Source organism: Rhodanobacter ginsengiterrae (assembly GCF_050026815.1).
GTDB classification, from domain to species: domain Bacteria; phylum Pseudomonadota; class Gammaproteobacteria; order Xanthomonadales; family Rhodanobacteraceae; genus Rhodanobacter; species Rhodanobacter ginsengiterrae.
On the sequence record NZ_JALBWO010000057.1, the window covers coordinates 483,213 to 506,460 of the forward strand.

General features: G+C 66.1%; 16 protein-coding genes and 1 tRNA gene. 8 read left to right on the top strand and 9 right to left on the bottom strand.

Annotated features, from left to right (window positions below; all coding sequences use genetic code 11):
- Positions 1–34 precede the first annotated feature (34 nt).
- Positions 35–111, bottom strand: a tRNA-Arg gene (locus tag ACQGNJ_RS17155).
- A gap of 157 nt (positions 112–268) precedes the next feature.
- Complete coding sequence (locus ACQGNJ_RS17160) at positions 269–2,167, bottom strand: M61 family metallopeptidase (RefSeq protein WP_426690457.1); 1,899 nt, start codon at positions 2,165–2,167, stop codon at positions 269–271.
- A 289-nt stretch (positions 2,168–2,456) separates the two neighbouring features.
- Here ACQGNJ_RS17160 and ACQGNJ_RS17165 point away from each other — a divergent pair, with 289 nt between their 5' ends.
- On the top strand, positions 2,457–3,533 hold the full coding sequence (locus ACQGNJ_RS17165) for a GGDEF domain-containing protein (protein ID WP_426690458.1): 1,077 nt from the start codon (positions 2,457–2,459) through the stop codon (positions 3,531–3,533).
- A gap of 38 nt (positions 3,534–3,571) precedes the next feature.
- On the opposite strand, the gene ACQGNJ_RS17170 is transcribed toward ACQGNJ_RS17165, so the two are convergent.
- A complete protein-coding gene (locus ACQGNJ_RS17170; RefSeq protein ID WP_426690459.1) occupies positions 3,572–5,077 on the bottom strand; it encodes an amino acid permease in 1,506 nt (501 codons plus the stop codon).
- Positions 5,078–5,243: 166 nt separating this feature from the next.
- Here ACQGNJ_RS17170 and ACQGNJ_RS17175 point away from each other — a divergent pair, with 166 nt between their 5' ends.
- Positions 5,244–7,736 (top strand): TonB-dependent receptor, encoded by a 2,493-nt coding sequence (locus tag ACQGNJ_RS17175; protein ID WP_426690460.1) that lies wholly within the window; start codon positions 5,244–5,246, stop codon positions 7,734–7,736.
- A gap of 69 nt (positions 7,737–7,805) precedes the next feature.
- Here ACQGNJ_RS17175 and ACQGNJ_RS17180 read toward each other — a convergent pair whose 3' ends face one another.
- The 4 genes from ACQGNJ_RS17180 to ACQGNJ_RS17195 form a co-directional block, all read right to left on the bottom strand.
- The gene (locus ACQGNJ_RS17180) at positions 7,806–9,074 is read right to left on the bottom strand and encodes a sterol desaturase family protein (protein WP_426690461.1); all 1,269 of its coding nucleotides are present in this window, start codon (positions 9,072–9,074) and stop codon (positions 7,806–7,808) included.
- On the bottom strand, positions 9,071–9,817 hold the full coding sequence (locus tag ACQGNJ_RS17185; protein WP_426690462.1) for a lysoplasmalogenase: 747 nt from the start codon (positions 9,815–9,817) through the stop codon (positions 9,071–9,073). The genes ACQGNJ_RS17180 and ACQGNJ_RS17185 overlap by 4 nt, the downstream gene beginning before the upstream one ends.
- 79 nt (positions 9,818–9,896) lie before the next feature.
- A complete protein-coding gene (locus ACQGNJ_RS17190; protein ID WP_426690463.1) occupies positions 9,897–10,148 on the bottom strand; it encodes a hypothetical protein in 252 nt (83 codons plus the stop codon).
- Between the two features lie 121 nt (positions 10,149–10,269).
- A complete protein-coding gene (locus ACQGNJ_RS17195; RefSeq protein ID WP_426690464.1) occupies positions 10,270–11,982 on the bottom strand; it encodes a sulfatase-like hydrolase/transferase in 1,713 nt (570 codons plus the stop codon).
- 182 nt (positions 11,983–12,164) lie between these two features.
- Here ACQGNJ_RS17195 and ACQGNJ_RS17200 point away from each other — a divergent pair, with 182 nt between their 5' ends.
- The 3 genes from ACQGNJ_RS17200 (at position 12,165) to ACQGNJ_RS17210 (ending at position 16,798) form a co-directional block, all read left to right on the top strand.
- Positions 12,165–14,165 (top strand): bifunctional 2',3'-cyclic-nucleotide 2'-phosphodiesterase/3'-nucleotidase, encoded by a 2,001-nt coding sequence (locus ACQGNJ_RS17200; RefSeq protein WP_426690465.1) that lies wholly within the window; start codon positions 12,165–12,167, stop codon positions 14,163–14,165.
- A gap of 258 nt (positions 14,166–14,423) precedes the next feature.
- Entirely contained in the window at positions 14,424–15,596 is a 1,173-nt protein-coding gene (locus ACQGNJ_RS17205) for an IS4 family transposase (RefSeq protein WP_426687204.1), read from the top strand.
- A 776-nt stretch (positions 15,597–16,372) separates the two neighbouring features.
- A complete protein-coding gene (locus ACQGNJ_RS17210; protein ID WP_426690466.1) occupies positions 16,373–16,798 on the top strand; it encodes a hypothetical protein in 426 nt (141 codons plus the stop codon).
- A 547-nt stretch (positions 16,799–17,345) separates the two neighbouring features.
- On the opposite strand, the gene ACQGNJ_RS17215 is transcribed toward ACQGNJ_RS17210, so the two are convergent.
- Positions 17,346–18,632, bottom strand: coding sequence for a c-type cytochrome (locus ACQGNJ_RS17215; protein ID WP_426690467.1), 1,287 nt, complete (start codon positions 18,630–18,632; stop codon positions 17,346–17,348).
- Complete coding sequence (locus ACQGNJ_RS17220) at positions 18,629–19,384, bottom strand: c-type cytochrome (RefSeq protein ID WP_426690468.1); 756 nt, start codon at positions 19,382–19,384, stop codon at positions 18,629–18,631. Before ACQGNJ_RS17220 ends, ACQGNJ_RS17215 begins: the two co-directional genes overlap by 4 nt.
- Positions 19,385–19,767: 383 nt before the next feature.
- Between ACQGNJ_RS17220 and ACQGNJ_RS17225 the strand changes: the two genes are divergently transcribed.
- Genes ACQGNJ_RS17225 through thrC form a run of 3 tightly spaced genes read left to right on the top strand, consistent with a single transcriptional unit; the run spans position 19,768 to position 23,221 of the window.
- Positions 19,768–20,919 carry a homoserine dehydrogenase family protein gene (locus ACQGNJ_RS17225; RefSeq protein WP_426690469.1) on the top strand — a complete coding sequence of 384 codons (1,152 nt, stop codon included), beginning with the start codon at positions 19,768–19,770 and terminating at the stop codon, positions 20,917–20,919.
- A 23-nt stretch (positions 20,920–20,942) separates the two neighbouring features.
- Positions 20,943–21,911 carry a homoserine kinase gene (locus ACQGNJ_RS17230; RefSeq protein WP_426690680.1) on the top strand — a complete coding sequence of 323 codons (969 nt, stop codon included), beginning with the start codon at positions 20,943–20,945 and terminating at the stop codon, positions 21,909–21,911.
- Positions 21,908–23,221: a threonine synthase gene (gene thrC / locus ACQGNJ_RS17235; RefSeq protein WP_426690470.1), complete on the top strand. Its 1,314-nt coding sequence runs from the start codon at positions 21,908–21,910 to the stop codon at positions 23,219–23,221. The genes ACQGNJ_RS17230 and thrC overlap by 4 nt, the downstream gene beginning before the upstream one ends.
- The last annotated feature ends 27 nt before the right edge of the window (positions 23,222–23,248 follow it).

Below are 23,248 nucleotides of genomic sequence, written 5' to 3' on the forward strand. Positions count from 1 at the left end.
CGAACGGCAGCGGAGTGAAAAGGTGACGAAGAAATGGTGCGCCCGACAGGATTCGAACCTGTGACCCCTGCCTTCGGAGGGCAGTACTCTATCCAGCTGAGCTACGGGCGCATGTGTGGCCGCGCGGGGCTGTGGCCGGGGGCCGGCACCGCGGGGAGCGCAGTATAGCCGAGTTGCCGCGGGCGGACATGCGTCACGGGAAAGCCCTCCCGCGCTTCCGCAGCGGAACGCTCCCTGCCGCCGCTTCCGGCGGCAGGGAGCGTCCGGGTCAACGCGCCTTGAGCAGAGTGCTCAGGGTGTCCGGCTTGCTGCTGTCGCGCACCAGGTGCGGGTACTTCAGGCCGTCGTGGTAGTCGATGCGGATGGTCTGGTACTGGTCGAAGTTCTTCACCAGCAGTTCGACCGGCACGCTCTTGTCCTTGGCCGAGGCGGTGACGGCTTCCTTCAGTGCATCGGCAGAGTAGTCGTGGCTGTTCACCGCGATCACGCTCATGCCCGGCGAGATGCCGGCCTTGAAGGCGGGGCCATCCCACAGCACGTCGCCGATGCCGCCATCCTTGCCGATCGACAGGCCAAGCGAATAGGTGAGGTCGGCGGAATGCCGGCGTGCCTCGATCGCCTTCACCGCGTCGGACGGCTTGTCGGTGTAGACCAGCTTCCAGCCGTGTGACGCAATGCCGCCGGTCAGCGGGCCATGGCCGTCCAGACGCGTGCGCAGATATTTTGCCCAGTCGTACGGCGCGATCTCGTTGAGCGTCTTGACCACGTCTTCGAAGACGTAGGTGTTGACGTCCCACTTGCCGTTCTCCATGCCGAAGAACGCCTTGCCGAAATCGTCGATGCTCTTCTTGCCGCCACTCAGCTCGCGCAGCTTGCCGTCGACGTCCAGCCAGATCATCTGGCCGGCCGAGTAGTAATCCTCGCTGGCCTGGTAGTTGCGATACGGCAGCGGTGCGCGCTGCGCGATCACCGGATCGTTGGTGGTGTCCTGCACGTTGCGGAAGCTGGCCAGGCCGGGACGGCCCCGGTCGTAGGTGGCGGCGGTGAAGGCCCACATGTCGTGCGCCTGCTCGGTGTCCCACAGGCCCGAGCGCGCGGCCATCACCTGGCCCCAGAACTGGGTCTGGCCTTCGTACACCCACAACAGCGTGTCGCTCATCGGCACGTTGAAGTTGGGCGTGGTCAGATCGGCGCCACGGCGGTATTTGCCGTCCCACGAATGATTGAACTCGTGCGAGAACAGGTCGCGCGCCAGCGCATTCTTCTTCCACTCGGTGAAGAAGTCGGCCGAGGTGCCGTCTTCGCTGGAGCGGTGATGCTCCAGCCCGTTGCCGCTCATCTTGTCGCTGAGCGAGACCAGGAAGTCGTAGTGGTCGTAGTGGTGCGCGCCGTACATCTTGTACATCTGCTGCACCAGGTTCCGGAACAGCTTGATCTGCTCGGGCTTGATCTCCAGGTACTTCGCATCATCGGCCACGATGTCCATGTGCACCGGGGCCTTGGCGCCCGGGTCCAGGTCCACGCGCTTGAAATACTTGCCGGCGTAGATCGGCGAGTCGACCAGGTCGTTGTAGTTGATCGGCTTGAAATTGAGCGTGTCGCCGTCTTTCGAGGCCACTTCCAGCGCGGTGCCGGCCTGCCAGCCGGCGGGCAGTTTCACGCTGGCCTCGGTATGGATCTGGCGCGCGTAGTGGCCGGCCGGATACATGGTGACCGCGTTCCACTGCAGGTTGAGCATTTCCGGCGTCATCACCACGCGACCCTGGCGCGGGTTCTGCGGCGACAGGAACTGGAACGCCACCTCCACGCTGGTCGCGCCCTGCGGCACGTCGAGGTGGAAGGCGTAGACATTGAGCGGATCGCGCGTCCACGGCAGCACCTGGCCGTTCGCCTTCACCACCAGGCCGGCCATCTTGTCGATCGGACCGGTCGGCGAGTGATTGCCCGGCAGCCACTGCGGATACAGCAGGGTGAGCGGACCGGCCGCCACCGGCACGGTTTCGTGAACCCGGAAGATGCGGTGCGCCACATCGGTGGCGTCCACGCTGATCTTCAATGTGCCCTGATACGGCACATCCTGCGGCGCCGGGACATCAGCGAGTGCGGCGAAACTGGCCAGCCCGAAGGCAGCGGCGGCAAGGGCGGAAGCGAGACGGGTGACTTTCAATGCGTTCTCCGGGTGGGGAAATGGGAGCCTGGCGAACGCTGCCGCAGCGGCCGGGAAATCCGGCCAAGACGTGCATCAGGCCAGACGGGGCCCGGGAATCCTTGCGACGGGAAGTTGTCATGGCAGGAGTTCCAGTGGGCCGATGCTAGACCGGCGCGCCCGGCTGCACCCCTGCCGAAGGTCACGAGCGGCAGGAGAGAACAAGCCCGCCTTGCGCGGCGAACCGTTTCTGGCACCCATCTTGCTCACGACTGCACTGACATCCCCAGCTTCACCGGTCAGGACCGACATGCAACCCCTGTTCAACCCGCCCCGGCACAGCGACGACACCGTCCAGCAGCACGACTATCGAAAGTACCTGGCACTGCGGATGGGGCCGATGATCCACGCGCTGATGCTGGTCGCGACCCTGGTCTACCTGGTCGCCGTGGTGGCCGCCAGCTTGCTGCAGGAACCGCAGCTGCCGGGTTGGCTGCGCGCGACGCCGCTGCTGCCACTTGCGCTGGTGGCGCTGTCGACTCGCTGCGTGCGCGAGCCACGCCTGCTCAGTGTGCTGACCCTGCTGTTCGTGGTGCTGCTGGAGATCGGCATCAACCTCAACAGCGCCGGCAATCCGCATCGGCAGACGATGGTGCTGCCCGGCCTGCTGCTGCCGGTGGTCTCGTCGGTGATCTGGCTGGGCCGCTGGGATTTCCTGGCCGGCATGATCGTGTGCGCGCTCGGCCCGTTGCCGATGCTGTTGATCGGCAACAGCGACAGCGTGCAGATGGTGCAGTACCTGGTCTACATGGCGGTGGCGATCGTGCTGGCCGCGGTGTTGCGTGCCTTCATGGCACGCACGCTGTTCGAGCAATTCCGGCTGGAGCGCCGTCTGCGCGAGCAGGCCAATACCGATGGCCTGACCGGCCTGCTGCTGCGCAACCGTTTCCTGCAACTGTCGCGGCTGGCGCTGGCCGACATCCAGCATCGCCAGATTCCGGCGGCCGTGCTGTACCTGGACGCCGATCACTTCAAGCCGCTGAACGACGACTTCGGCCATGCCGCCGGCGACGCCGCGCTGGTCGCCCTGGCCGGCACCATGCGCCGGCAAATGCGCCCGGGCGACCTGATCGGCCGGATCGGCGGCGAGGAGTTCGCGATGCTGCTGCCCGGCCTCGACCTGGCGCAGGCGACGCAGCGGGCCGAACAATTGCGCCTGGCGATCCACGCGATCCAGCGTCCGGACGGCCGCATGAGCGTCAGCATCGGCGTGGTCGAATGCCGACCCCATGACGAGGCGATCGAAACCCTGCTGGTGCGCGCCGACCGGGCGATGCGCCAGGCCAAGCGCGCCGGCCGCGACCGCGTGGCCAGCGCGGTCGACTGAACGCGTTTCTGCCGCTCGCCCCGATCAGGCAGCGCTGGTCAACCCTGCAACGCCATCTTGCTGCGGCGAATGCCGTAGCCGAAATAGATCAGGCAACCGGCCAGCATCCAGTACACGAAGCGCTCGTAGGTGATCCACGGCAGGCCATAGATCAGCGCGGCCGAAAACGCGATGCCCAGCGGCGCGGTGAACCACACCGCCGGCGTGCGGAAGTTGCGCGGCAACTCCGGCCGCCGCACGCGCAGCAGCATGATCGAGGCGCAGATGATGATGAAGGCGCTGAGCGTGCCGATGTTGACCAGCTCGGCCACCTCGCCGATCGGCAGCAGCCCGGCCACCAGTGCGGTGAACACGCCGATGATCAGGGTCGGCCGCGCCGGCGTGCCGAAGCGCGGGCTGACCTTGGCGAACCAGGCCGGCAGCAGGCCATCGCGGGCCAGCGCAAACCAGATCCGCGCCGCGCCCAGCATGAAGGCGAACAGCACGCTGGTGACACCGACCACCGCGGCCACCGCGATGACGATGCTGAGCCAGTGCAGGCCGATCGACTCGAATGCATCGGACACCGAAGCTTCGCCACTCAAGGTGCTGTACGGCACGATGCCGGTCAGTACCAGCGACACGGCGATGTACAGCACCATCGCGATCGCCAGCGACAGCAGCACCGCACGCGGCAGGTCGCGCTGCGGATGCTTCGACTCCTCCGCCGCGGTGGTCAGCGTGTCGTAGCCGAACACCGCGAAGAACACCACGCTGGCGCCGGTCAGCACGCCCGACCAGCCGAAGTGGCTCAATCCCGTCGCGGCATCGACCACTGGTGCAGGCACGAAGGGATGCCAGTTCGCGGTATTGATGTAGAACACGCCCACGCCGACCACCAGCAACACGCCGATCACCTTGATCGCCACCACGAAGGTATTGAAGCGCGCGCCCCATTCGGTGCGCACGGTCAGCAGGATCGCCACGCCGATCGATACCGCCGCCGCGATCACGTTGAAGCGATGGCCGTCACTGGGCCCGGCGATCGCGGTCGAGCCATGCACGCCGAAGACCTGCTGCAGGTAGTAGTGCATGGTCTGCGCGCTCATGCTCTTCTGCGCCCACTCCGGCAGATGCACGCCGGCGGAAGTCAGCAACACCTGCACGTAGCCGGACCAGCCGATCGCCACCACGGCGACCACCAGCGCGTATTCCAGCAGCAGGTCCCAGCCGATGATCCAGGCGGCGAACTCGCCCAGCACCGCGTAGCCGTAGGTATAGGCGCTGCCGGTGACCGGGATCAGTCCGGCGAATTCGGCGTAACACAGCGCCGCGCAGGCGCTGCCGACACCGGCGATCAGGAAACTGATCGCCACCGCGGGGCCGGCGTTCATGGCCGCCTGCTGCCCGGCCAGCACGAAGATGCCGACCCCGATGATGCCGCCGATGCCGATCGCGGTGAGCTGCCACAAACCGAGCACGCGGCGGAAGTCGCCACGCGTGCCGGCCTCCGACTGCAACTGCTCGATCGTCTTGTGGCGCACCAGCTTGCTGAAGAAACCCATCGACTCACCCCCTCGAAACGAATCGACCGATCATAACGAATGTACGGTCGGGCCATCGGATGGCCCGGGCGCCGTGCATGTTGCAATGCACCTGTACAGCAGCGGACAAGGCAGTGGAACATGCCGGCGCAGACCCGCCATCCGCGGGCCACCAGGGGAGTCCTCCATGTTCCGTCGCCGGCATCCACTTGCCCTCGGTATCGCGCGGGCGCTGATCAGCGGCAGCCTGCTGACCGCGGGCACCGCGCTGGCCCAGCAGGCCGACGGTGCGAACGCCGCCCCGCCCGCCACCGAACTGGGCAAGATCACGGTGACCGCGCAAAGCCGCACGCAGGAAGTGCAGGACGTGCCGATCGCGATGAACATCGTCACCGCGAAGCAGCTCGACATCATCGCCGCCACCGACCTGAGCCAGACCAACCTGTTCGTGCCCGGCCTGGTGGTCGACGGCAGCGACCCGACCCAGCCGACCTACCGGCTGCGCGGCATCGAGACCAACGACTTCGGCATCGGCACCGACTCCGCTGTCGGCGTCTACGTCAACGGCGTCTACCAGACCCGTTCCGGCGGCGCGCTGATGGCGCTCAACGACGTGGCCCGGGTCGAGGTGCTGAAGGGCCCGCAGGGCACCCTGTTCGGCCGCAATACCGCCGCCGGCGCGATCTCGATCGTCACCCACGAACCCACCGACAAGCTCGAGGGCAACGCGCGCATCCGCTACGGCGAATACGGCAGGCGCTACGGCGACGCCCTGCTCAACCTGCCGGTGAGCCAGGACCTGGCCGTGCGCATGAGCTTCCTCGACAACCAGAGCAACGGCTACCTGAAGGATGCCGTGACCGGCCGGCATTACGGCAAGGACGACGAATGGGGCGCACGCATGGTGGCGCGCTGGCAGGTCACGCCCGACAGCACCGTGCACCTGTCGTGGGACCACGATCGCCTGCAGCAGCCCTCGCGCATGGACGTGGGCCTGATCCCGCTGTCGTCCACCGACCTGTATCAGCGCGCGCCGTTCCCGGCCGATCCGTCGACCTGGTACGACCCGCGCCATGCGCCGTTCTTCAACGACAGCGCCGGCGGCCGCGAACGCCGCCAGTACAACGGCTGGACGCTGGCTTTCGACCACGGCTTCGACTGGGGCAGCTTCAGCTCGACCACCAACTACGCCGCCTACAACATTTCGCACGTCGAGGACGGCGACGGCACCAACCACATCACCACCCACCTCGACACCGGCGTGATCAGCGAGGGCCGCACGCTGTACCAGGAGTTCAAGTTCAGCGGCAGCAACGAGCGGGTCGACTGGGTCGCCGGCGCCAGCTACTACATGGAGCATGCCAGGCAGACCAGCCTGGCCACGGTGAACACCGACACCTACGACACGCTGGCGATCAACAGCGGCCTCGGCGCCAATTTCACCCCGGACGGCACGCTGTTCCACTACTTCGACTCGCTGCTGCAGGCCTTCAACCTGCCCTACCGGCTGCTCGGCGATCCGTGGACCGAGACGGTCAGCAACAACGGCCGCTTCAATTCGTATGCCGCCTACGGCGACGCGATCTGGCATGTCACCGACCGGCTCAACATCACCACCGGCCTGCGCTATACCCATGATCGCAAGTATTTCGACTGGTACACGCCGGTGCGTTACGCGCCGCAGCTCGATGCGACGGTCAATCAGCTCGATGCCGCCGGCATCCTCGATCTGGCGCCGCTGCTCACCGGCGGCGCGCTCAGTGCCGATGCGCTGCGCGCCATCCTCACCCAGAACCAGATCTTCCCCAACGCGGTCGGCCAGCTGGTCAGCAAGGACAACAGCTGGAACGACCTGAGCCCGCGCCTGGTCGCCGACTACAAGTTCACGCCGAACACCATGGGCTATGCGTCACTCGCCCGCGGCTACAAGGCCGGCGGCTACAACGGCACCGAACCCGGCTCGCAGTTCCAGCCGGAGAAAGTGTGGAATGCCGAGATCGGCATCAAGAGCACCTTCCCCGAGCAACACCTGCTGCTGAATGCCTCGGTCTACCACTACCGCTACACCGACAAGCAGACCCTGGTGGTGGTGCCGTCCACCGACGGCCTCGGCGTGCCGACCTACCAGGTCAGCAATACCAGCCAGGACGCCACCGGCGTCGACCTGCAACTGCAATGGGTCCCGCTGGACGACCTGCAGCTGGGCTTCAACGGCAGCTACATCGATTCCAAATACTCCACCGCGCGCGTGCCGGCCGGACTCGATGGCCAGGGCAACGCGCTCTACCTCGACGTCTCCGGCCAGCCGGTGGACGAACCGAAGTTCTCCTACAGCCTCAGCGGCGACTACACCTGGCATGGCGTCGCCCGCGGCGACCTGAGCTTCCACGCCAACTACGGCTACCGTGGCCGCATGCGCTGCAACGACGCCTCGGTCTACCAGGGCAAGTGCGCGCTGCCGACCAACTTCGACCTGGGCGAATCGCAGCAGCGCACCGACCTGCGCCTCGACTGGAACGCGGCGAACGGCCGCTGGGGCCTCGGCGCGTACGTGCAGAACCTGTTCGACAAACGCTACGTCAGTGGACTGGGCACCATCTCGCAGTCGGTGCTGGGCACGCCGTACGCCTACGTCACGCCGCCGCGGATGTGGGGCGTGGAGGCGCGGGTGAAGTTCTGACCGACCCGCCGTCGCTCCCCTGCCCGCAGGGGAGCTGCCCGGAGGGCCGAGGGGTGCTCTTGAGAGACGTCACCCCGTCGCAACGTCGTGATGCAGCGAAGACGACGGGCGCAGGCCGCCCAGCCAGGGTAGCGCCAGCGCACTGAGCCCGAACACCACCGCGATGGCCAGTGCGATATGGCCATCCAGATGGCCAATGCCGAACCAGCGCCCGCTGAGCAGTGGCGCAACGGCGGTCGCCAGTACGCGGGCGGCCTCCGCCCAGAACGCCCAGCGACGCCCTTCCATCAGCGCACCGACCACGCACAGGCTGGCCACCAGGTACAGCGCGTACAGCAGCAGGGCGGAAAAACCGGCGGCGCCGGCCATGCCGAGGAACTGCGTGGCCATGCCCAGCAGCAGCGCGAACTGCGCCAGCACGTAGAACTTCAACGGCCGCGACAGTGGCGGGTCGAAACGCTCGGTGGGCATCACGAAATCCGGCTTCGGAAAACGCGCCGCCACGTCGGCCGGACGCCAGCCCGGCGGCTTGATCCACACCAGCAGCTTGTCGCGCCAGCGCTTCGCGTGCCAGGCGTCCTGCGCGGTCTTCCAGTACACCTCGACGTTCGCCCACAGCGGGTTCCAGCTGCGCAGCGGCGAGCGGGTGCCGTACACGGGCGGGTCCTTGTCGTCTTCCTCGACGAAGGTACCGAACAGACGATCCCACACGATCAGCACGCCGCCATAGTTGCGGTCGAGGTAGCGATCGTTGACCGCGTGATGGGCGCGATGGTTGGACGGCGAGCAGAACACCCGGTCGAACCAGCCGAGCCGGCCGATCTGTTCGGTGTGCACCCAGAACTGATACAGCAGGTCGATCAGCGCCACCACCACGAATACCTTCAGCGGCACGCCGACGATCGCCATCGGCAGATAGAACAGCCAGCCCAGCAGGGCGCCGCTGCCGGTCTGGCGCAGCGCGGTGGACAGGTTGTAATGCTCGCTCTGGTGATGCACCACGTGGGCGGCCCACAGGATGTTCACCTCGTGGCCCATCCGGTGCAGCCAGTAGTAGCAGAAGTCGTAGAAAAGCAGCGCTCCGGCCCACACCCACAAGCTGGTCTCGGGCAACGCAAACAGCGCCAGGTGCTGCACGCACCAGGCATAGATGCCGATCGTCAGCAGCTTGCTGAACACGCCGACGACTTGCGAAATCACGCCCAGGCCGATGCTGCTGACCGCATCGTTGCTGGCGTAGGCGGTACGCCCGCGCAACCTTGCCACCAGCAGCTCGATCCCGATCAACAGGAAGAACACCGGCGTGGCCCAGGTGATGATGAGTTCCTGTGTATTCACGTCGCCGTATCCGCCCCGATCATCGTGCCGACGCGCCGCACCGAGCGCGCGATCCACCACAAGGCCAGATAATACGCCGACAGCACCCACAGGCTGGCCAGCGGAATCGGCCCGTGGAACCGGTTCCACGCCAGCAGGCAGTCGCTCAGCATGAACATCAGCGCGCCGAGCGCCGCCAGACGAGCGGCCGGCGCCTGCGCATCGCCGCGTTGCGCCAATGCCCGGGCGCGCACCAGCGCCTGGCCACCCATGCTGGTCAGTACCACCACGTAGACGATGACCGGGACGCGCAGAGGTGCAGCGATCCAGCCCCACAGCAAATGCAGATTCACCACGCCGAAGGCCAACGTGGCCAGCAGCAGCCAGGGACGCGCGGCGAAGCGGCAGTCGTCGATCAATGCGGCGATGAAACACAGGTGACCGCACAAGAAGGCCAGCAGCCCGGGCACGAACAAGTCGCCCGGCAACATCAGCAACACGTCGCCGACCAGCGAGCAGGCGATGCCGGCAAGAATCCACCGTCGATAGCGCGGCGACTGCGCCGGCCATCCGCGCCAGGCCAGCACGAAGATCAGCGCGGTCGCCAGCGGCTTGCCGAGCCAGTGCAGCCACTGCCAGCCCAGGCCCGGCTGACTCGCCGCCAGCAGCGCCCCGGCAATGGCGGCGCCCGCCGCCGCCAGCGTGGCCAGGGCCAGCGCGCGCCGATACGGTTCCGCTGTGGCATGGAGGGCGAGGACGGACATGCGGATTCCCGATGACGACTGTCGCCGATCATAGCCTGACGCCCGCACCTGCCTGCCAGCACCGATCCGGCGACGAAGCTCAGCGTGACCCGCGTGCGCGCTTGCCGGGCGTGCCGAACATCTCGCGATACACCTCGCTCACCCGCGCCTCCAGCGTGCCGCCCTGTCGCGCCTGGCTGAAGGCATCGTTCAACTGCTTCTCGGCGACATGCAGATGCCGCAGGAAATGACGTTCCTCGCCGGACAAGCCGCACTCGGCCATTTGCTGTTCCAGCACCGGATCAACCGGGGTGTTCTTGCGAAGCGGGGTTACGGGCAGACGCTCAGTCATGCTCAACATGAAGCAAGAGGCCTGCCATTCATCTTTCCGCCGCGAGGCGGCGCGGCTGCGTCATGCGCGGCCTGCCGTCACGGCCAGGCGACCAGCGCGCGACGCAAACTGTCGCTCAGAGTCACTGGTATACGTGCAGGCGCTTGATCGTCCAGGCGTGATACGAAGGCAACAAGCCCGGGATCGCACAATCGTCGTACAAGCCATTGCACCGCGTGCGCAATGCGGTGGCCGCCGTGAAATAAGCGTCCCTGGGCACGCCGGCCGCCTGCAGCACCATGCTGGGCAGGAAGGCGATGTCAAGCACCGGGTACGCCGGCAACGGCGGCCCGGCGAAATTGCTTTTCACCATGTAATAGGTGAGGTAGTCGCGGTACGGCTTCATCGCCGCCGGCGTGCGGCGATCGAAATTGCGGATCCCGCCGTTGAAGGACGGCTGGTGATCGCCGAAATGCACCAGCACGGTCGGCTGCGGGCGATCGAGAAAGGCGTGCTCCAGGCCGCGCATGGCGACGTCCGAGTCATGCAGCCGCGACAGATAGGTATCGAAGTTCAACGCCATGCCCGGCACCAGTCCGCGCAGCAGGTTGCGGTAGGGCGGAGCCAACTTGTCCATCGGCTGGTGATCGTGCGGACCGTGCTGGTTCAAGGTCAGGATCATGATGAACACCGGTTGGCCGGGCTTCCTGATCTGGTCGTAGATGCGCTTGGCCGCGGCGAACATCTGCGCGTCACTCTCCTCCCATTCGTCCAGGCCCAGTTCGTCGGCGCCGTACAGATGATCGAAGCCATAGGCGCGGTAGGCGTTGCTTCCGTTGATGAAGCTGGCGCCGGTGGGATAGACGCCGATGGTGAGGTAGCCCAGCCGCCGCAGCTGCAGCGCCAGCGCGTCGCGCACGTTCGGCGCCAGCACGTAGGGCGCATACATGCCGCCGGCACCGAAGATGTCCTGCGGCATGCCGGTCAGTGCAGCGAACTCGCTGACCCAGGTGCCGCCACCGAAGGTATGCACACGCAACACGCCATGCCCGCGCGTGCGCGCGTCCGGCTGGAACATCGCCACCCGGCACTGCGGCACGTTGCAGCGGGTGTAGTTGGACGGGTCGAAGGTGCTTTCCTCCAGCACCTGCACGATGTCCGGATACGGCGGCAGCCGGCTGCCCGGCGTGCCCGCGGCGGTGGCGCCCCAGTCGCGCTCGGCGACTTCGTCGCTGGCCATCGCCGGCAGCTGCACGTCCGCGTCGCGCAGGTTCACGAAGAAATTGGTCAGCTGCGCGTCGTCGGACATCTTCTCCCACGCGTTGCGCGAGTGCGCCCGCGCGAAAGGACCGGTGGGCAGCATGCACAGCCAGAAGCCGAGCCCGCACAGGGCGATTCCGCCCGCGCGCACCCACATCGCCCGCGTTGCACGCAACGCGGCCAGCAGGTGCCAGTCCCATCGCCATACCAGGTACAGCACCGGCGGCAACAGCAGCAACAGAGCGATGCCCACGGCGTACAGGTGCGGGTAGTGGCTCAAGGTGTCGAGCAGGCTGCTGCGCACGTAGTAGACGAAGTCCGACGGCATCAGCTGCGAATCGAGGTAGCGAACCTTCAGCACCGCCACGGCCTTCAGCAGCAGGAACAGGCCAGCGCCCACCAGCACGCCGCTGGCCAGTCGTCCGAACGCAAGCACCAGCACGCCGCAGGTGCACAGCATCAACACCATGATGAAAACCCGCTGCAGCGGCATCGGCTCCTGCCAGGCCGTCAACGCGACGCAGCCGGCGAAAAATGCCAGCGCGCACAACACCACCACACCGACTCGCGATGGGCGCAACGATATTCGACGCATGGCCTGGCCAGCCCCCTGTAAGTACCCGTGTCACCGGAGTGTCATCTTACGGTCTTGTGCGCCCTGCCGCTTGCCCGACGGACCCGCGGCAGACGGAAGCCATTCATGCTCCGCGCACGCACCCGGTCATGCCGATCTGCTAGCTTCTCCGGCCTGACCCACACTGCTGCCCCGGAACGACCATGCCGTCTCGCCTGTTGTCATCCACCTCCGTCCCCCTTCTCGCACTCGCCGCCACCCTGCTCGCCGGCTGTGCCGGGCTCCCCGGGCATGCCGGCAAGCTCCCGGACGGCTCGCGCGCCAACGTGGCGATCCTGGAAACCACCGACATCCATTCGAACGTGCTCAGCTATGACTACTACAAGCTGAAGCCGGACCAGTCGCTGGGTTACGAACGCACCGCCACGCTGATCCGCCGCGCCCGCGCCGAGTTCCCCAACACCTTTTTGTTCGACAGCGGCGACACCATCCAGGGCAGCGTGCTGGCCGACTACCAGGCGCTGGTGAAGCCTGTCGGTTGCGGCCAGGAGCTGGCCGTCTACAAGGCGATGGACGCGATGGGCTACGACGGCGGCACCGCCGGCAACCACGAATTCAACTACGGGCTGGGCTTCCTGTCGCAGGTCACCGGCACGCCGATGAACGTGGACGGTGGCCGCAGCAACCACTGTGCCGGGCCGCACTTTCCGCTGGTATTGGCCAATGTCGACAGCGCCCGCGACGGCAAGCCGGTCTTCAAGCCGTGGACGGTAGTGACGAAGACCATCACCGCCTACAGTCCCGACGGCAGCAAGATCGAGGTGCCGCTGAAGGTCGGCATCATCGGCTTCACGCCGCCGCCGATCATGGACTGGGACAAGCAGAACCTTGCCGGCAAGGTGACCGTCAGCGGTGTGGTCGAGGCGGCGCGCAAATACCTGCCGGCGTTGCAGGCGCAGCATCCGGACCTGATCGTGGCGATCCTGCACGGCGGCCTCAACACCGCGCCGTACACCCCGCAGATGGAAAACGCAGGCTGGTACCTGGCCGGCGTGCCCGGCATCGATGCCTTGCTGCTCGGCCACTCGCACACCGAATTCCCCGGCCCGCACTACGCCGGCATGAAGGACGTCGATGCGAAGCGCGGCCTGGTCCGCGGCGTGCCGGCGGTGATGGGGGGCTTCTTCGGCAAGGACCTGGGTGTGATCCGGCTGGTGCTGGATCGCCAGGGTGGCCGCTGGGTGGTCGCACGCGAGGAAAGCCACAGCGAAGTACGCCCGATCTGCGCACACAAGAACGACTGCGTGCCGGCCGACCCCGAAATCGCGCCACTGGTGCAGCAGGCCCATGAAGCGGCGATTGCCTACGTCAACACGCCGATCGGCAACAGCACGCTGCGCATGAGCAGCTACTTCGCCGACGAAGGCAACATGACCGCGCTGGCGCCGGTCAACGCCGCGCAGGCCGACTACGTGCGCAGCGAACTGCCGCGCTCGCATCCCGAGCTGGCCGACGTGCCGGTGCTGTCTGCCGCCGCCGCCTTCCGCACCGGTTTCGGCGGTCCCGACGACTACACCGACGTCGCCGCCGGCCCGCTCACCCTGCGCAGCGCCGCCGACCTGTACTTCTATCCGAACACCCTGGCCGCGGTGAAGACCGACGGCGCCGGCCTGAAGGCCTGGCTGGAGCAATCCGCCGAGCGCTTCAACCGCATCGACCCGGCCAAGGCCGGCGAACAGCAGCTGATCAACAGCCGCTATGTCGGCTACAACTTCGACCAGATCCAGGGCGGCGTGCACTACGTCATCGACGTCTCCAGACCGGCCGGCCAGCGCATCACCACGCTGACCTTCAAGGGCAAGCCGGTTGCGCCGACGGATCCGTTCATCATCGTCACCAACAACTATCGCGCCAGCGGCGGCGGCCATTTCCCCGGCCTGGACGGCAGCAACATCGTGCTCGCCGCACCCGACGGCACCCGCGAGATCCTGGCGAAGTGGATCGAACACAGGAAGCAGATCGGCGCCGCCGACCTTGAACCCACCTCATGGAACTTCGCGCCACTGAAGGTGCGCGGGCCCATCGTGTTCACCGGTGCGGCGAACAAGCTCGACGTGGCGAAGGCGGCCGGGCTGGACAACATCCGGCAGCTGAAGGACAACGGGGATGGCACCGCGATTTACGCGCTTGATCTGGCGCATTGAGCGCCGCGGTTTCGTGGGGCGGGCACTACCTGTCGCCCTGACTTTCTGCTGAGTTCTGGAACGCATCAAGAGCAAGAGCTTTCGTCCTCCTTCGGAGGGCGAGGTACTTCTCTTTTGCTTGTCCCAGTACTGTCCGGGGAAAGTGCTCGGCGATCTCAGTAAACGTTTGATCGTGCGACAAAAATGGCATTGTTCGGGTGTTAGCGATTTCAACCGTGCTGGCCTCAAGCTGGACGACCTCACCGGGAGGGCGTCGCCATGCACGAAGGCCAATTTGTATTCACACAGCTCATGCGGCATCTGCCAATGCATACGTTCCGACGCCTCGTCGCGAAGTACGACGGCGATCGCTACGTGAAACGCTTTACCTGCCTCGATCAGTTTCTGTGCATGGCTTTCGCTCAGCTCAGCGGACGCGAGAGCCTGCGCGATATCGAGATCTGTCTGCGCGCGCACCAGGCCAAGCTTTATCACCTTGGCATCCGCGGACATGTGGCGCGCAGCACCTTGGCCGATGCCAACGAACAGCGTGACTGGCGTATCTATGCCGAGTTTGCACAGGGCCTGATCACGACGGCCCGACGACTCTATGTCAACGATCCGCTCGATATCGAGTTGGCCCACACTGCCTATGCACTCGACTCGACCACGATTGAACTCTGCCTGTCGGTGTTCCCGTGGGCGCGTGCCATGCACCTTGGTCGCGGCGGTCTCAAGCTGCATACGCTGCTCGACATCCGCGGTGCCATCCCCACCGTGATCAGCTTTTCCGAGTCACGCCAGCACGATGTGCACATGCTCGACGAGCTGATGCCCGAGCCAGGCGCGATCTATGTGATGGATCGTGCCTACCTCGACTTCGAGCGCTTGTACCGCTTCCACTGCGAGGGTGCGTTCTTCCTCATGCGCACGAAGAAGAACCTGCGCGTGCGTCGACGCTATTCTCAACCGGTGGCAGATCGACGTCTGATCGGTTGCGATCAGACCGTGGTGCTGGTGCGCGATGTGGTCCGTGCGAGGTATCCCTGTGTCCTGCGTCGCGTACGTGTACGTGATCCCGACAGCGGTCAATCCATCGTCCTGTTGACCAATCACTTCTCACTACCAGCAACGACGATCAGCGCCTTGTATCGCCATCGCTGGCAGATCGAAATCTTCTTCAAATGGATCAAGCAGCACCTACATATCAAGGCATTTTTCGGCACCTCACTCAATGCCGTGAAGACCCAGGTCTGGATCGCCGTTGCCGTCTATGTGCTCATCGCCATCGTGCGCAAGCGCCTTCACTTGAAGGCTTCGCTCTACGAAATTTTACAGATCCTGAGCGTGACGCTATTCGAGCAAACCTCACTGGAACGCACCCTGCGGCAGCAAGAACTACCGAGTTCCGGAAGCGACGCCGCTAACCAGTTGATTCTATTCCCCGATTAACCGGACAGTACTGGCTTGTCCAAAAGAGAAGTACCCAAGAGAAAACGACACCCCGCTTCCGCGCCTCGCAGGCATCCTGCCTGCGAGGTTCGCGCGCGGGTTGCGGGGTTTGTCGACAGGGCATCCTGCCCTGACGCCAAACTGCCTGACATCCATGTCAGGCACCCTTCGGGCTGATCCTCCACCCGCCCGCCGCTGCAGAGGGGCCCCGGGTAGAGCAGCGGGCCATCCTGGCCCGCACTTTTCAGAAAAGCCAAAGCCACGCCGCTTGCGCCTCCGACGCAATTGGCAGCTGTCGTCCCTCAAGTCACGCGCGCGAAAAACGTCTCACGCTGCGCTCGTTGAGTCAGCCTCAGGATCAGCTTGCAGGAGAACCACAACAGTGTGCACTTGACCGGTCCGGGGGCTGCTTTCGACCCGACACGGACAGTCCGTATATGCTGCGTAAGGGCTGATGGTTAGCAGCGCAATCGCGGTAAGAGCACAGGGGGCGAAATGACTGAAGGGGATTCAACCAATGACCCACTCGTCGAATGGAATAGGCTCAACAAGGAGAACCACGAAAACACTGGTGCCGCGAAGATTTTCGTTGCGCTGCTTACCCGGTTTCCAGCAGAGCTAGGTAACTATGCTTCATGGTTCACGGCAGGTGTAGGTGCTGTGGTCGTACTGCTGTTGAGGTTGCGTATGCTCGGGCGATTACTGCGTTTGCCGTAGCTGTAGGTCTGGGGGCACTAACCAAATTGCTCGCCATATATGTCGCTGCCCTCATCGCAATGCAGGAGGAACTGAATCGCGAAATTCAGGCCACTCTGCAGGCATTCGATGCCGACGCTACGAAGATTCGAGATATCGCCAATCAGCGGAACATAGACCTCAACGCCGATTTCGACTTGGCGGCCCTCATGAAAAAATTTCAGTCCCAACTTGGGCCGATTGTTCGGCTGGTCGCCGAGAGGGCTCTTATCCGCGCAAGGGAGAGCAAGAACCCTATCCTTCATCGATTCCGCATGCCGATGCGCTTAGCGCAGATAGAAGCTTGGTGCTTCGTTCTCTCTATAGCGGCGGCTGTCTTCGGCGCTACCAGCGTCGCCGGGACGATTTCTGGCAAGGCATGGGGTGCAGAGCAGCAAGCCGGAGTGACTCCCTACGCTCGAGGTCATGCCAATCCTGTCGAATATCCCAAGTCATCTAAGAGGTGAGGTCCGTTTTCGGCGAAGCAGTCGTTCGGTGAGGGAACTAGCACCGGGCCAGATTGACTTCTCAGGCGCCCTTTTTTTACCGGTCGTTGTCCCTTGGCAAAGTTTGGCAGCACGTCGAATTATGGGATTGGCTCGTGGTTTTCGCCGCCGCAACGCGGTGGCGCACCGAGTGCGGGCCAGGATGGCCCGCTGCTTTGCCCGGGGCCCCTCTGCAGCGGCGAGGCGGGGTCGACAGGCCGCGCAGCGGGCATCGGCATGGATGCCGATGCCTTTTCGCCAGCACAGGGATGTGCTGTCGAAAAGCCCGGCCCCGACTCGCGAACCTTGCGGACAGGATGTCCGCAAGGCGCGGAAGCGGGGTGGCCTCTCTTTGGGCCACGTTTCTCTGGCCAAACAGAGAAAGGTGGCTCGGCTGCCGCAGGCAGACGAAAGCTCTTGCTCCTGATTTCAGCGATAGGAATCGAAGAAACAAAAGATCAGGAGCGAACCCCACCCCGACCCTCCCCTGCTTGCAGGGGAGGGAGAAAAGCCTGGCGCCGCCAACCACTCAATCGATCGGCGTGTGCCGATAGGTGCTCACATCCGCGGGCTTCACCGGCCCCGCCTGGTTCGACCATGACTGGCGGATGTAGCTGACCACCGCGGCGACATCGTCATCGCTCAGTTGCTGGGCGAACGGCGGCATCGAATACGGTTGCGGGTTGCCGGCCGTGGCCGGGGCGAAGCCACCGAGCAGCACGCTGCGCGTCGCGTTGATGCCGGTCGGTTCGGTGACCGAGGTATTGCCGTCCAGCGGTGGATAGATGCCGGCCACACCCTGGCCGTTACCGCCATGGCAATCGGCGCAGCGTTGGGCGTAGAGCTTGCCGCCCTGCTCATGGCTGGCCGCCCGCTTGAACGGCACGGGCGCGGCTTGTGCACGTGGCGGCAGCGATTGCAGATAGATCGCCATCGACTGCAGGTCGGCATCGGTCATGTGCTGGGTGCTCAGGCGCACCACGTCGGCCATCGGGCCGAACGCCGCGCCCTTCGCCGACTGGCCGGTCTTCAGCAGGTCGACGATGTCCTGCGCACTCCAGCCGGCCAGGCCGCCACCGGCCTGGGTGCTGAGGTCAGGGGCGTACCAGTTCATCGCCGGAATCCGGCCGCCGGTGAGGTGGCGGCCCTGCTCGATGCCGCCCAGCGAATCACGCGTGGTGTGGCATTCGTTGCAATGGCCCAGGCCCTGCACCAGGTAGGCGCCGCGATTCCATTCGGGCGACTTCGCCGGGTCGGGCTGGAACACACCCGGCTTGAAGTACAGCGCGCGCCACGCCAGCAGGCTGCTGCGCATGTTGTACGGGAAGTCGAGGCCGAGTTCGCTGTCAGGGCGATGCACCGGTGGCAACGACTTCAGGTAGGCGAAGATCGCCAGCGCGTCGTCGCGGGTGACCTTGGTGAACGAGGTGTACGAGAACACCGGGTACAACAGCTCACCGTGGCGCTCCTTGCCGTCATGCAGCGCGCGCCAGAAGTCGTCGAAGCTCCACGCGCCGATGCCGGTTTCCGGATCGGGGGTGATGTTCGGCGCCGGCACGTCGCCGAACGGCGTGGCCAGCGCGCGGCCGCCGGCGTAACGCTGGCCGTCGCGCGCCGTGTGGCAGGCGGCACAGTCGCCGATCGTGGCCAGGTATTCACCGCGCGCCACCAGACCGGGAGCCTGCAGTGCCGTCGCGTCCGTTGCACGTTGCGCGGGCGACGACGGCGCCAGGTGATCACGCGCCAACCACCACCAGGTCGCCGCCCCGAGCAGCAGGATGAGCCACAGCCACCATCCGCGACGCAGCCAACTCATGGCGTCGCTCCGCTATGGCCCATCACGCACCAGCCGGGCAACGGCTCGGTTTGCGCGCTGGCGGGCACCGGATGCAGGTCGGCCGGCAAGTCATGGCTGGCCAGCCATGCGGACACCGCGGTGATATCCGATTCGCGCATGCGATTGGCCACCACGCCCATGCAATACGGACCCTCGGCGGCGCGGGTGCGGGTGCGCCACGACACCAGTTGGGCGCTGAGGTAGCCATACGACAAACCCATCAGCCCGGGCATCATCGGCCGCACGCCGGTGAGTTTGGCGCCGTGGCAACTGACGCATGACGGCACGCCGCGGGTGGCGTCGCCACGCAGAACCAGCTGTTCGCCACGACGCATGGTCTGCGCTGAAACCGTCGGCACCGGCAGCTTGCGATACGGCGCGTCCTGCTGCGCGAAGTACTCCGCGATCTGGCGCAGGTAGGCCGGGCTGAGCTGGCGCACCACGTATTCCATCGGCGCGTGCTGGCGCTGGCCGGTCTGGAAATACTCCAGTTGCTGCAGCAGATATCCCGCCGGCTTGCCGGCCAGGCGCGGGATCAACACGTCGTCCGACGCCCCGGCACCCTGGGCGCCGTGACAACTGGTACAGGCGGCGACGCGCTGTTCCATGCTGTCGGGCACCGCGGGCGCGCCGTTTTCGGGCGATGCGGCAGAGGCCGCCGCGCAGACGCCGAACGCAAACAGCACGACGGCTGCGCGGAACATCGTGCGCAGGGGAGGAAGCAGGTTCATCCGCCGATTGTAGGCCTGCGCAGTGCGCCGCTTCGGGCTCGCGACAACCTGCCGCAGGTCGCCACGCCGGCGTTGGCGACGCGAAGAAGTTGCAAATGAATCTGTTGACCGCAGCGCAGCAATCCCCGTAAGGTCGGTTTCATGTCGCCGCTTTCCACGCCAGCACGCATGCTTTTCGCACCGGTCCGCACCGGCTGCATGCGCTTGCGCGTGGGCGTCATCGCCACGATTACCACGACGATTACCACCGGTACCGGTACGACGGGTTCCGGGCGGGGTGTCGTGCGTAGTTAGTTTTCCACACGCAACGGCCCGCCCTCGACGAGGCGGGCCGGCCGATGCCGACACGCCAGCGAGATCGGGCCTCCCACGGAGAGGCTGTCGTGATCACCTGTGCACCCGAGCAAGTCCAGCATTTCAGGTTGCCGCCGCTATCGATGCAGCGCAGCGGCGGCACGCGTAGGCGCGTGCTGGCGCTCGGCGTGATCGGCCCCGGCCGCGTCGGCAGTGCCCTGCTCGAACAACTGCGCGCCGCGCAACCGCGACTGCTCCGCGACAGCGGACTGGAACTGAAACTCTGCGGCGTGGTGGCCAGCAAGCGGATGTGGCTGGACTGCGACGATGCCGAACTCAACGGTCGCCACGACGGCGCGCAGATCTGGCGACCGAATGATCTCGATGCGTTCGCCGATCACGTGCGCGGCAACGATGGCCGGCACGCCCTGCTGATCGACTGCAGCGCCAACGACGAGGTGGCCGCGCATTATCCGCGCTGGCTGGCCGCCGGCCTGCACGTGGTCACCCCGAACAAGCTGGCCGGCAGCGGACCGCTGCCGCGCTGGCAGGCGATTCGCGCGGCCTGCGCCGGCGGCGCGCGCTTCCGCTACGAGGCCACCGTCTGCGCCGGCCTGCCGGTGGTGCAGACCTTGCGTGACCTGCTCGACACCGGCGACGAGTTGCTCGCCGTCGACGGCATGTTCTCCGGCACCCTGGCCTGGCTGTGCAACCGTCACGATGGCCGGCAGCCGTTCTCCGCGCTGGTGCGCGAGGCGCACGCACTGGGCTATACCGAACCGGACCCGCGCGATGATCTGTCCGGCCTCGACGTGGCGCGCAAGCTGGTGATCCTGGCGCGCGAGGCGGGCTGGCCGTTGTCGCTGGAAGAGGTCGATCTGGAAGGCCTGGTGCCGCCTGCACTCGCCGCGCTGTCACGCGACGCATTCATGCAGCGGCTGGACGAACTGGACGCGCCGATGGCGGCCAGGCTGGCCGAAGCCCACGCCGCTGGCGGCGTGCTGCGCCATGTGGCCCAGCTGGACCGGCACGGTCGCGCCAGCGTGCGCTTGCAGGTGCTGCCGTCCAGCCACGCCTTCGCCCACACCCGGCTGACCGACAACATCGTGCAGTTCACCACCCGTCGCTACTGCGATAATCCGCTGTCGGTGCAAGGTCCCGGCGCCGGTCCCGAGGTGACCGCCGCCGGCGTGTTCACCGATCTGCTGCGCATCGCCGAGTCGCTGGAGGCGCGCGCATGAACACGCCACTACTGGAACCCGTCATGGCCGCACCGCGCCACCCCGAACGCCCCCAGGTCGCCTGCGCCTTCGCCCCCGCCAGCGTGGGCAACGTCGGCGTCGGCTTCGACCTGCTCGGCCACAGCGTGGCCGGCGCCGGCGACCGCGCCGAGGTGCGCCGCATCAACGAACCGGTGGTGCGCATCGCGGCGATCCGCGGCTGCGTCACCGGCTTGCCGACCGACCCGCGCGCCAACACCGCCGGCACCGCGCTGCTCTCGCTGCACCAGGCGCTGGGCCTGGAATACGGCTTCGAGCTGGTGCTGCACAAGGGCATTGCGCTGGGCTCGGGCATGGGCGGCTCGGCCGCTTCCTGCGTGGCCGCGCTGGTCGCCGCCAACGCGTTGCTGGAACACCCGCTGTCGCGCGATGCGCTGTACGCATTCGCGCTGGACGGCGAGGCGGTGGCCAGCGGCAGCCGGCATGGCGACAATCTCGGTTCGATGCTGCTCGGCGGACTGGTGCTGGCCACCCACGACCGCCTGTTGCGCATCGAGGTACCGGCGGCGTGGCATTGCGCGCTGGTGCATCCGCACGTGGTGCTGGAAACACGCACGGCACGCGCCGCACTGGCCGGCCACTACGCACTCGGCGAGTTCGTGGCGCAGAGCAGCAACCTGGCGCTGGTGCTCGCTGGTTGCTACCGCAGCGACGCCTCGCTGGTGCGCGAAGGACTGCAGGACGTGCTGGTGGAGCCGCGCCGCGCGCCACTGATCCCGAACTTTGCCCGGGTGAAGCAGGCGGCGCTGGATCATCACGCCATGGGCGCCAGCATCTCCGGCGCCGGTCCCAGCGTGTTCGGCTGGTACGACAACCGCGCCGAAGCCGAAGCAGCCAGCGTGGCGATGCAGGCCGCATTCGCCGAGGTCGGGCTGGACAGCGAGGCGTGGGTCTCACCGATCAACGGCCCGGCTGCCGCCTTGATCGCTTCCCTCGACGAGACCCAGCGATGAGCGCGCCGATCCGCTACCACAGCACCCGCAGCGCCAGCACCACGGTGCCGATCAGCCAGGCGATTGCCGCCGGGCTGGCCCCGGACGGCGGCCTGTACGTGCCCGGGAAGCTGCCCACGCTCGATCCAGCCACCTTCGACCCACGCGGCTCGCTGGCCGCTACCGCCGCGACCCTGCTGGCGCCGTTCTTCGCCGGCGATGCATTGGCCGACCAACTGCCGGCGATCTGCGCCGAAGCTTTCACCTTCGATGCGCCACTGCGCGCGCTGCCAGCGCATCCAGACGCGCTGATGCTGGAGCTGTTCCACGGGCCCACCTCGGCCTTCAAGGATTTCGGCGCACGCTTCCTCGCCGCCTGCCTGACCCGCATCAGCACGAAGCCGCTGACCGTTCTGGTGGCGACCTCCGGTGATACCGGCGCAGCCGTGGCGGCCGCGTTTCATGGTCGACCCGGCCTGAAAGTGGTGATCCTCTACCCCGACGGACGGGTATCGCCACGCCAGGCCCACCAACTCGGCTGCTTCGGCGACAACGTCACCGCGTTGCGTGTGGACGGTCGCTTCGATGACTGCCAGCGCATGGTCAAGGCCGCGCTCAACGATGTCGAATTGCAGGCTGCCGTGCCCATGTCCTCGGCCAACAGCATCAGCCTCGGGCGATTGCTGCCGCAGATGAGCTACTACGCGCACGCCACGCTGGGCTGGTGGCGCGAGCACGGGACAGCGCTGAATTTCATCGTCCCCACCGGCAACCTCGGCAACGCCATGGCCTGCTTGTGGGCACGTGAAATGGGCTTGCCGATCGGCGAAGTGCGCCTAGCCTGCAACGCCAACGCCACCCTGCCCGACTACTTTTCCGGCCACGATTACCAGCCACGCGAAGCCATCGCCACCATCGCCAACGCGATGGACGTCGGCGCGCCCAGCAATTTCGAGCGTCTGCGCTGGACCTTCCCCGACGAGACCGAACTGCGTCATCTGCTTCAGGCCCGCAGCGTCGACGACGACACCATCCGTCAAACCATCACCACCCATGCTCGCGATCACGACGAAATTTTCTGCCCGCACACCGCCACGGCCATGCATGAACTCGATCGCTTGCGGGAGGCGGGGGATACGTCTGCATGGGTGGTCGTGTCCACCGCACACGCCGCAAAATTCGAGAGTGTGGTCGAGCCATTGATCGGTCATCCGGTTGCCATCCCTGCTGCCCTTGCCGCCATGCTGGAACGCCATGCCGAAGCCCAGCCCCTCGCAGCAGATAAAGAAGCATTGCGGACGGCACTGTTGCGCGATCGGGCCGAAGCCTGATTGACGACGAGAATCGATGTTGCGTCC

Bases quoted from the DNA above. Each gene is read 5' to 3' on its own strand.
- ACQGNJ_RS17170 (WP_426690459.1), bottom strand. From the start codon at position 5,077: ATGGGTTTCTTCAGCAAGCTGGTGCGCCACAAGACGATCGAGCAGTTG.
- ACQGNJ_RS17210 (WP_426690466.1), top strand. From the start codon at position 16,373: ATGCAGGAGGAACTGAATCGCGAAATTCAGGCCACTCTGCAGGCATTC.
- ACQGNJ_RS17230 (WP_426690680.1), top strand. From the start codon at position 20,943: ATGGCCGCACCGCGCCACCCCGAACGCCCCCAGGTCGCCTGCGCCTTC.
- ACQGNJ_RS17205 (WP_426687204.1), top strand. From the start codon at position 14,424: ATGCACGAAGGCCAATTTGTATTCACACAGCTCATGCGGCATCTGCCA.
- ACQGNJ_RS17190 (WP_426690463.1), bottom strand. From the start codon at position 10,148: ATGACTGAGCGTCTGCCCGTAACCCCGCTTCGCAAGAACACCCCGGTT.
- ACQGNJ_RS17185 (WP_426690462.1), bottom strand. From the start codon at position 9,817: ATGTCCGTCCTCGCCCTCCATGCCACAGCGGAACCGTATCGGCGCGCG.
- ACQGNJ_RS17215 (WP_426690467.1), bottom strand. From the start codon at position 18,632: ATGAGTTGGCTGCGTCGCGGATGGTGGCTGTGGCTCATCCTGCTGCTC.
- ACQGNJ_RS17165 (WP_426690458.1), top strand. From the start codon at position 2,457: ATGCAACCCCTGTTCAACCCGCCCCGGCACAGCGACGACACCGTCCAG.
- ACQGNJ_RS17220 (WP_426690468.1), bottom strand. From the start codon at position 19,384: ATGAACCTGCTTCCTCCCCTGCGCACGATGTTCCGCGCAGCCGTCGTG.
- ACQGNJ_RS17195 (WP_426690464.1), bottom strand. From the start codon at position 11,982: ATGCGTCGAATATCGTTGCGCCCATCGCGAGTCGGTGTGGTGGTGTTG.
- thrC (WP_426690470.1), top strand. From the start codon at position 21,908: ATGAGCGCGCCGATCCGCTACCACAGCACCCGCAGCGCCAGCACCACG.
- ACQGNJ_RS17175 (WP_426690460.1), top strand. From the start codon at position 5,244: ATGTTCCGTCGCCGGCATCCACTTGCCCTCGGTATCGCGCGGGCGCTG.
- ACQGNJ_RS17200 (WP_426690465.1), top strand. From the start codon at position 12,165: ATGCCGTCTCGCCTGTTGTCATCCACCTCCGTCCCCCTTCTCGCACTC.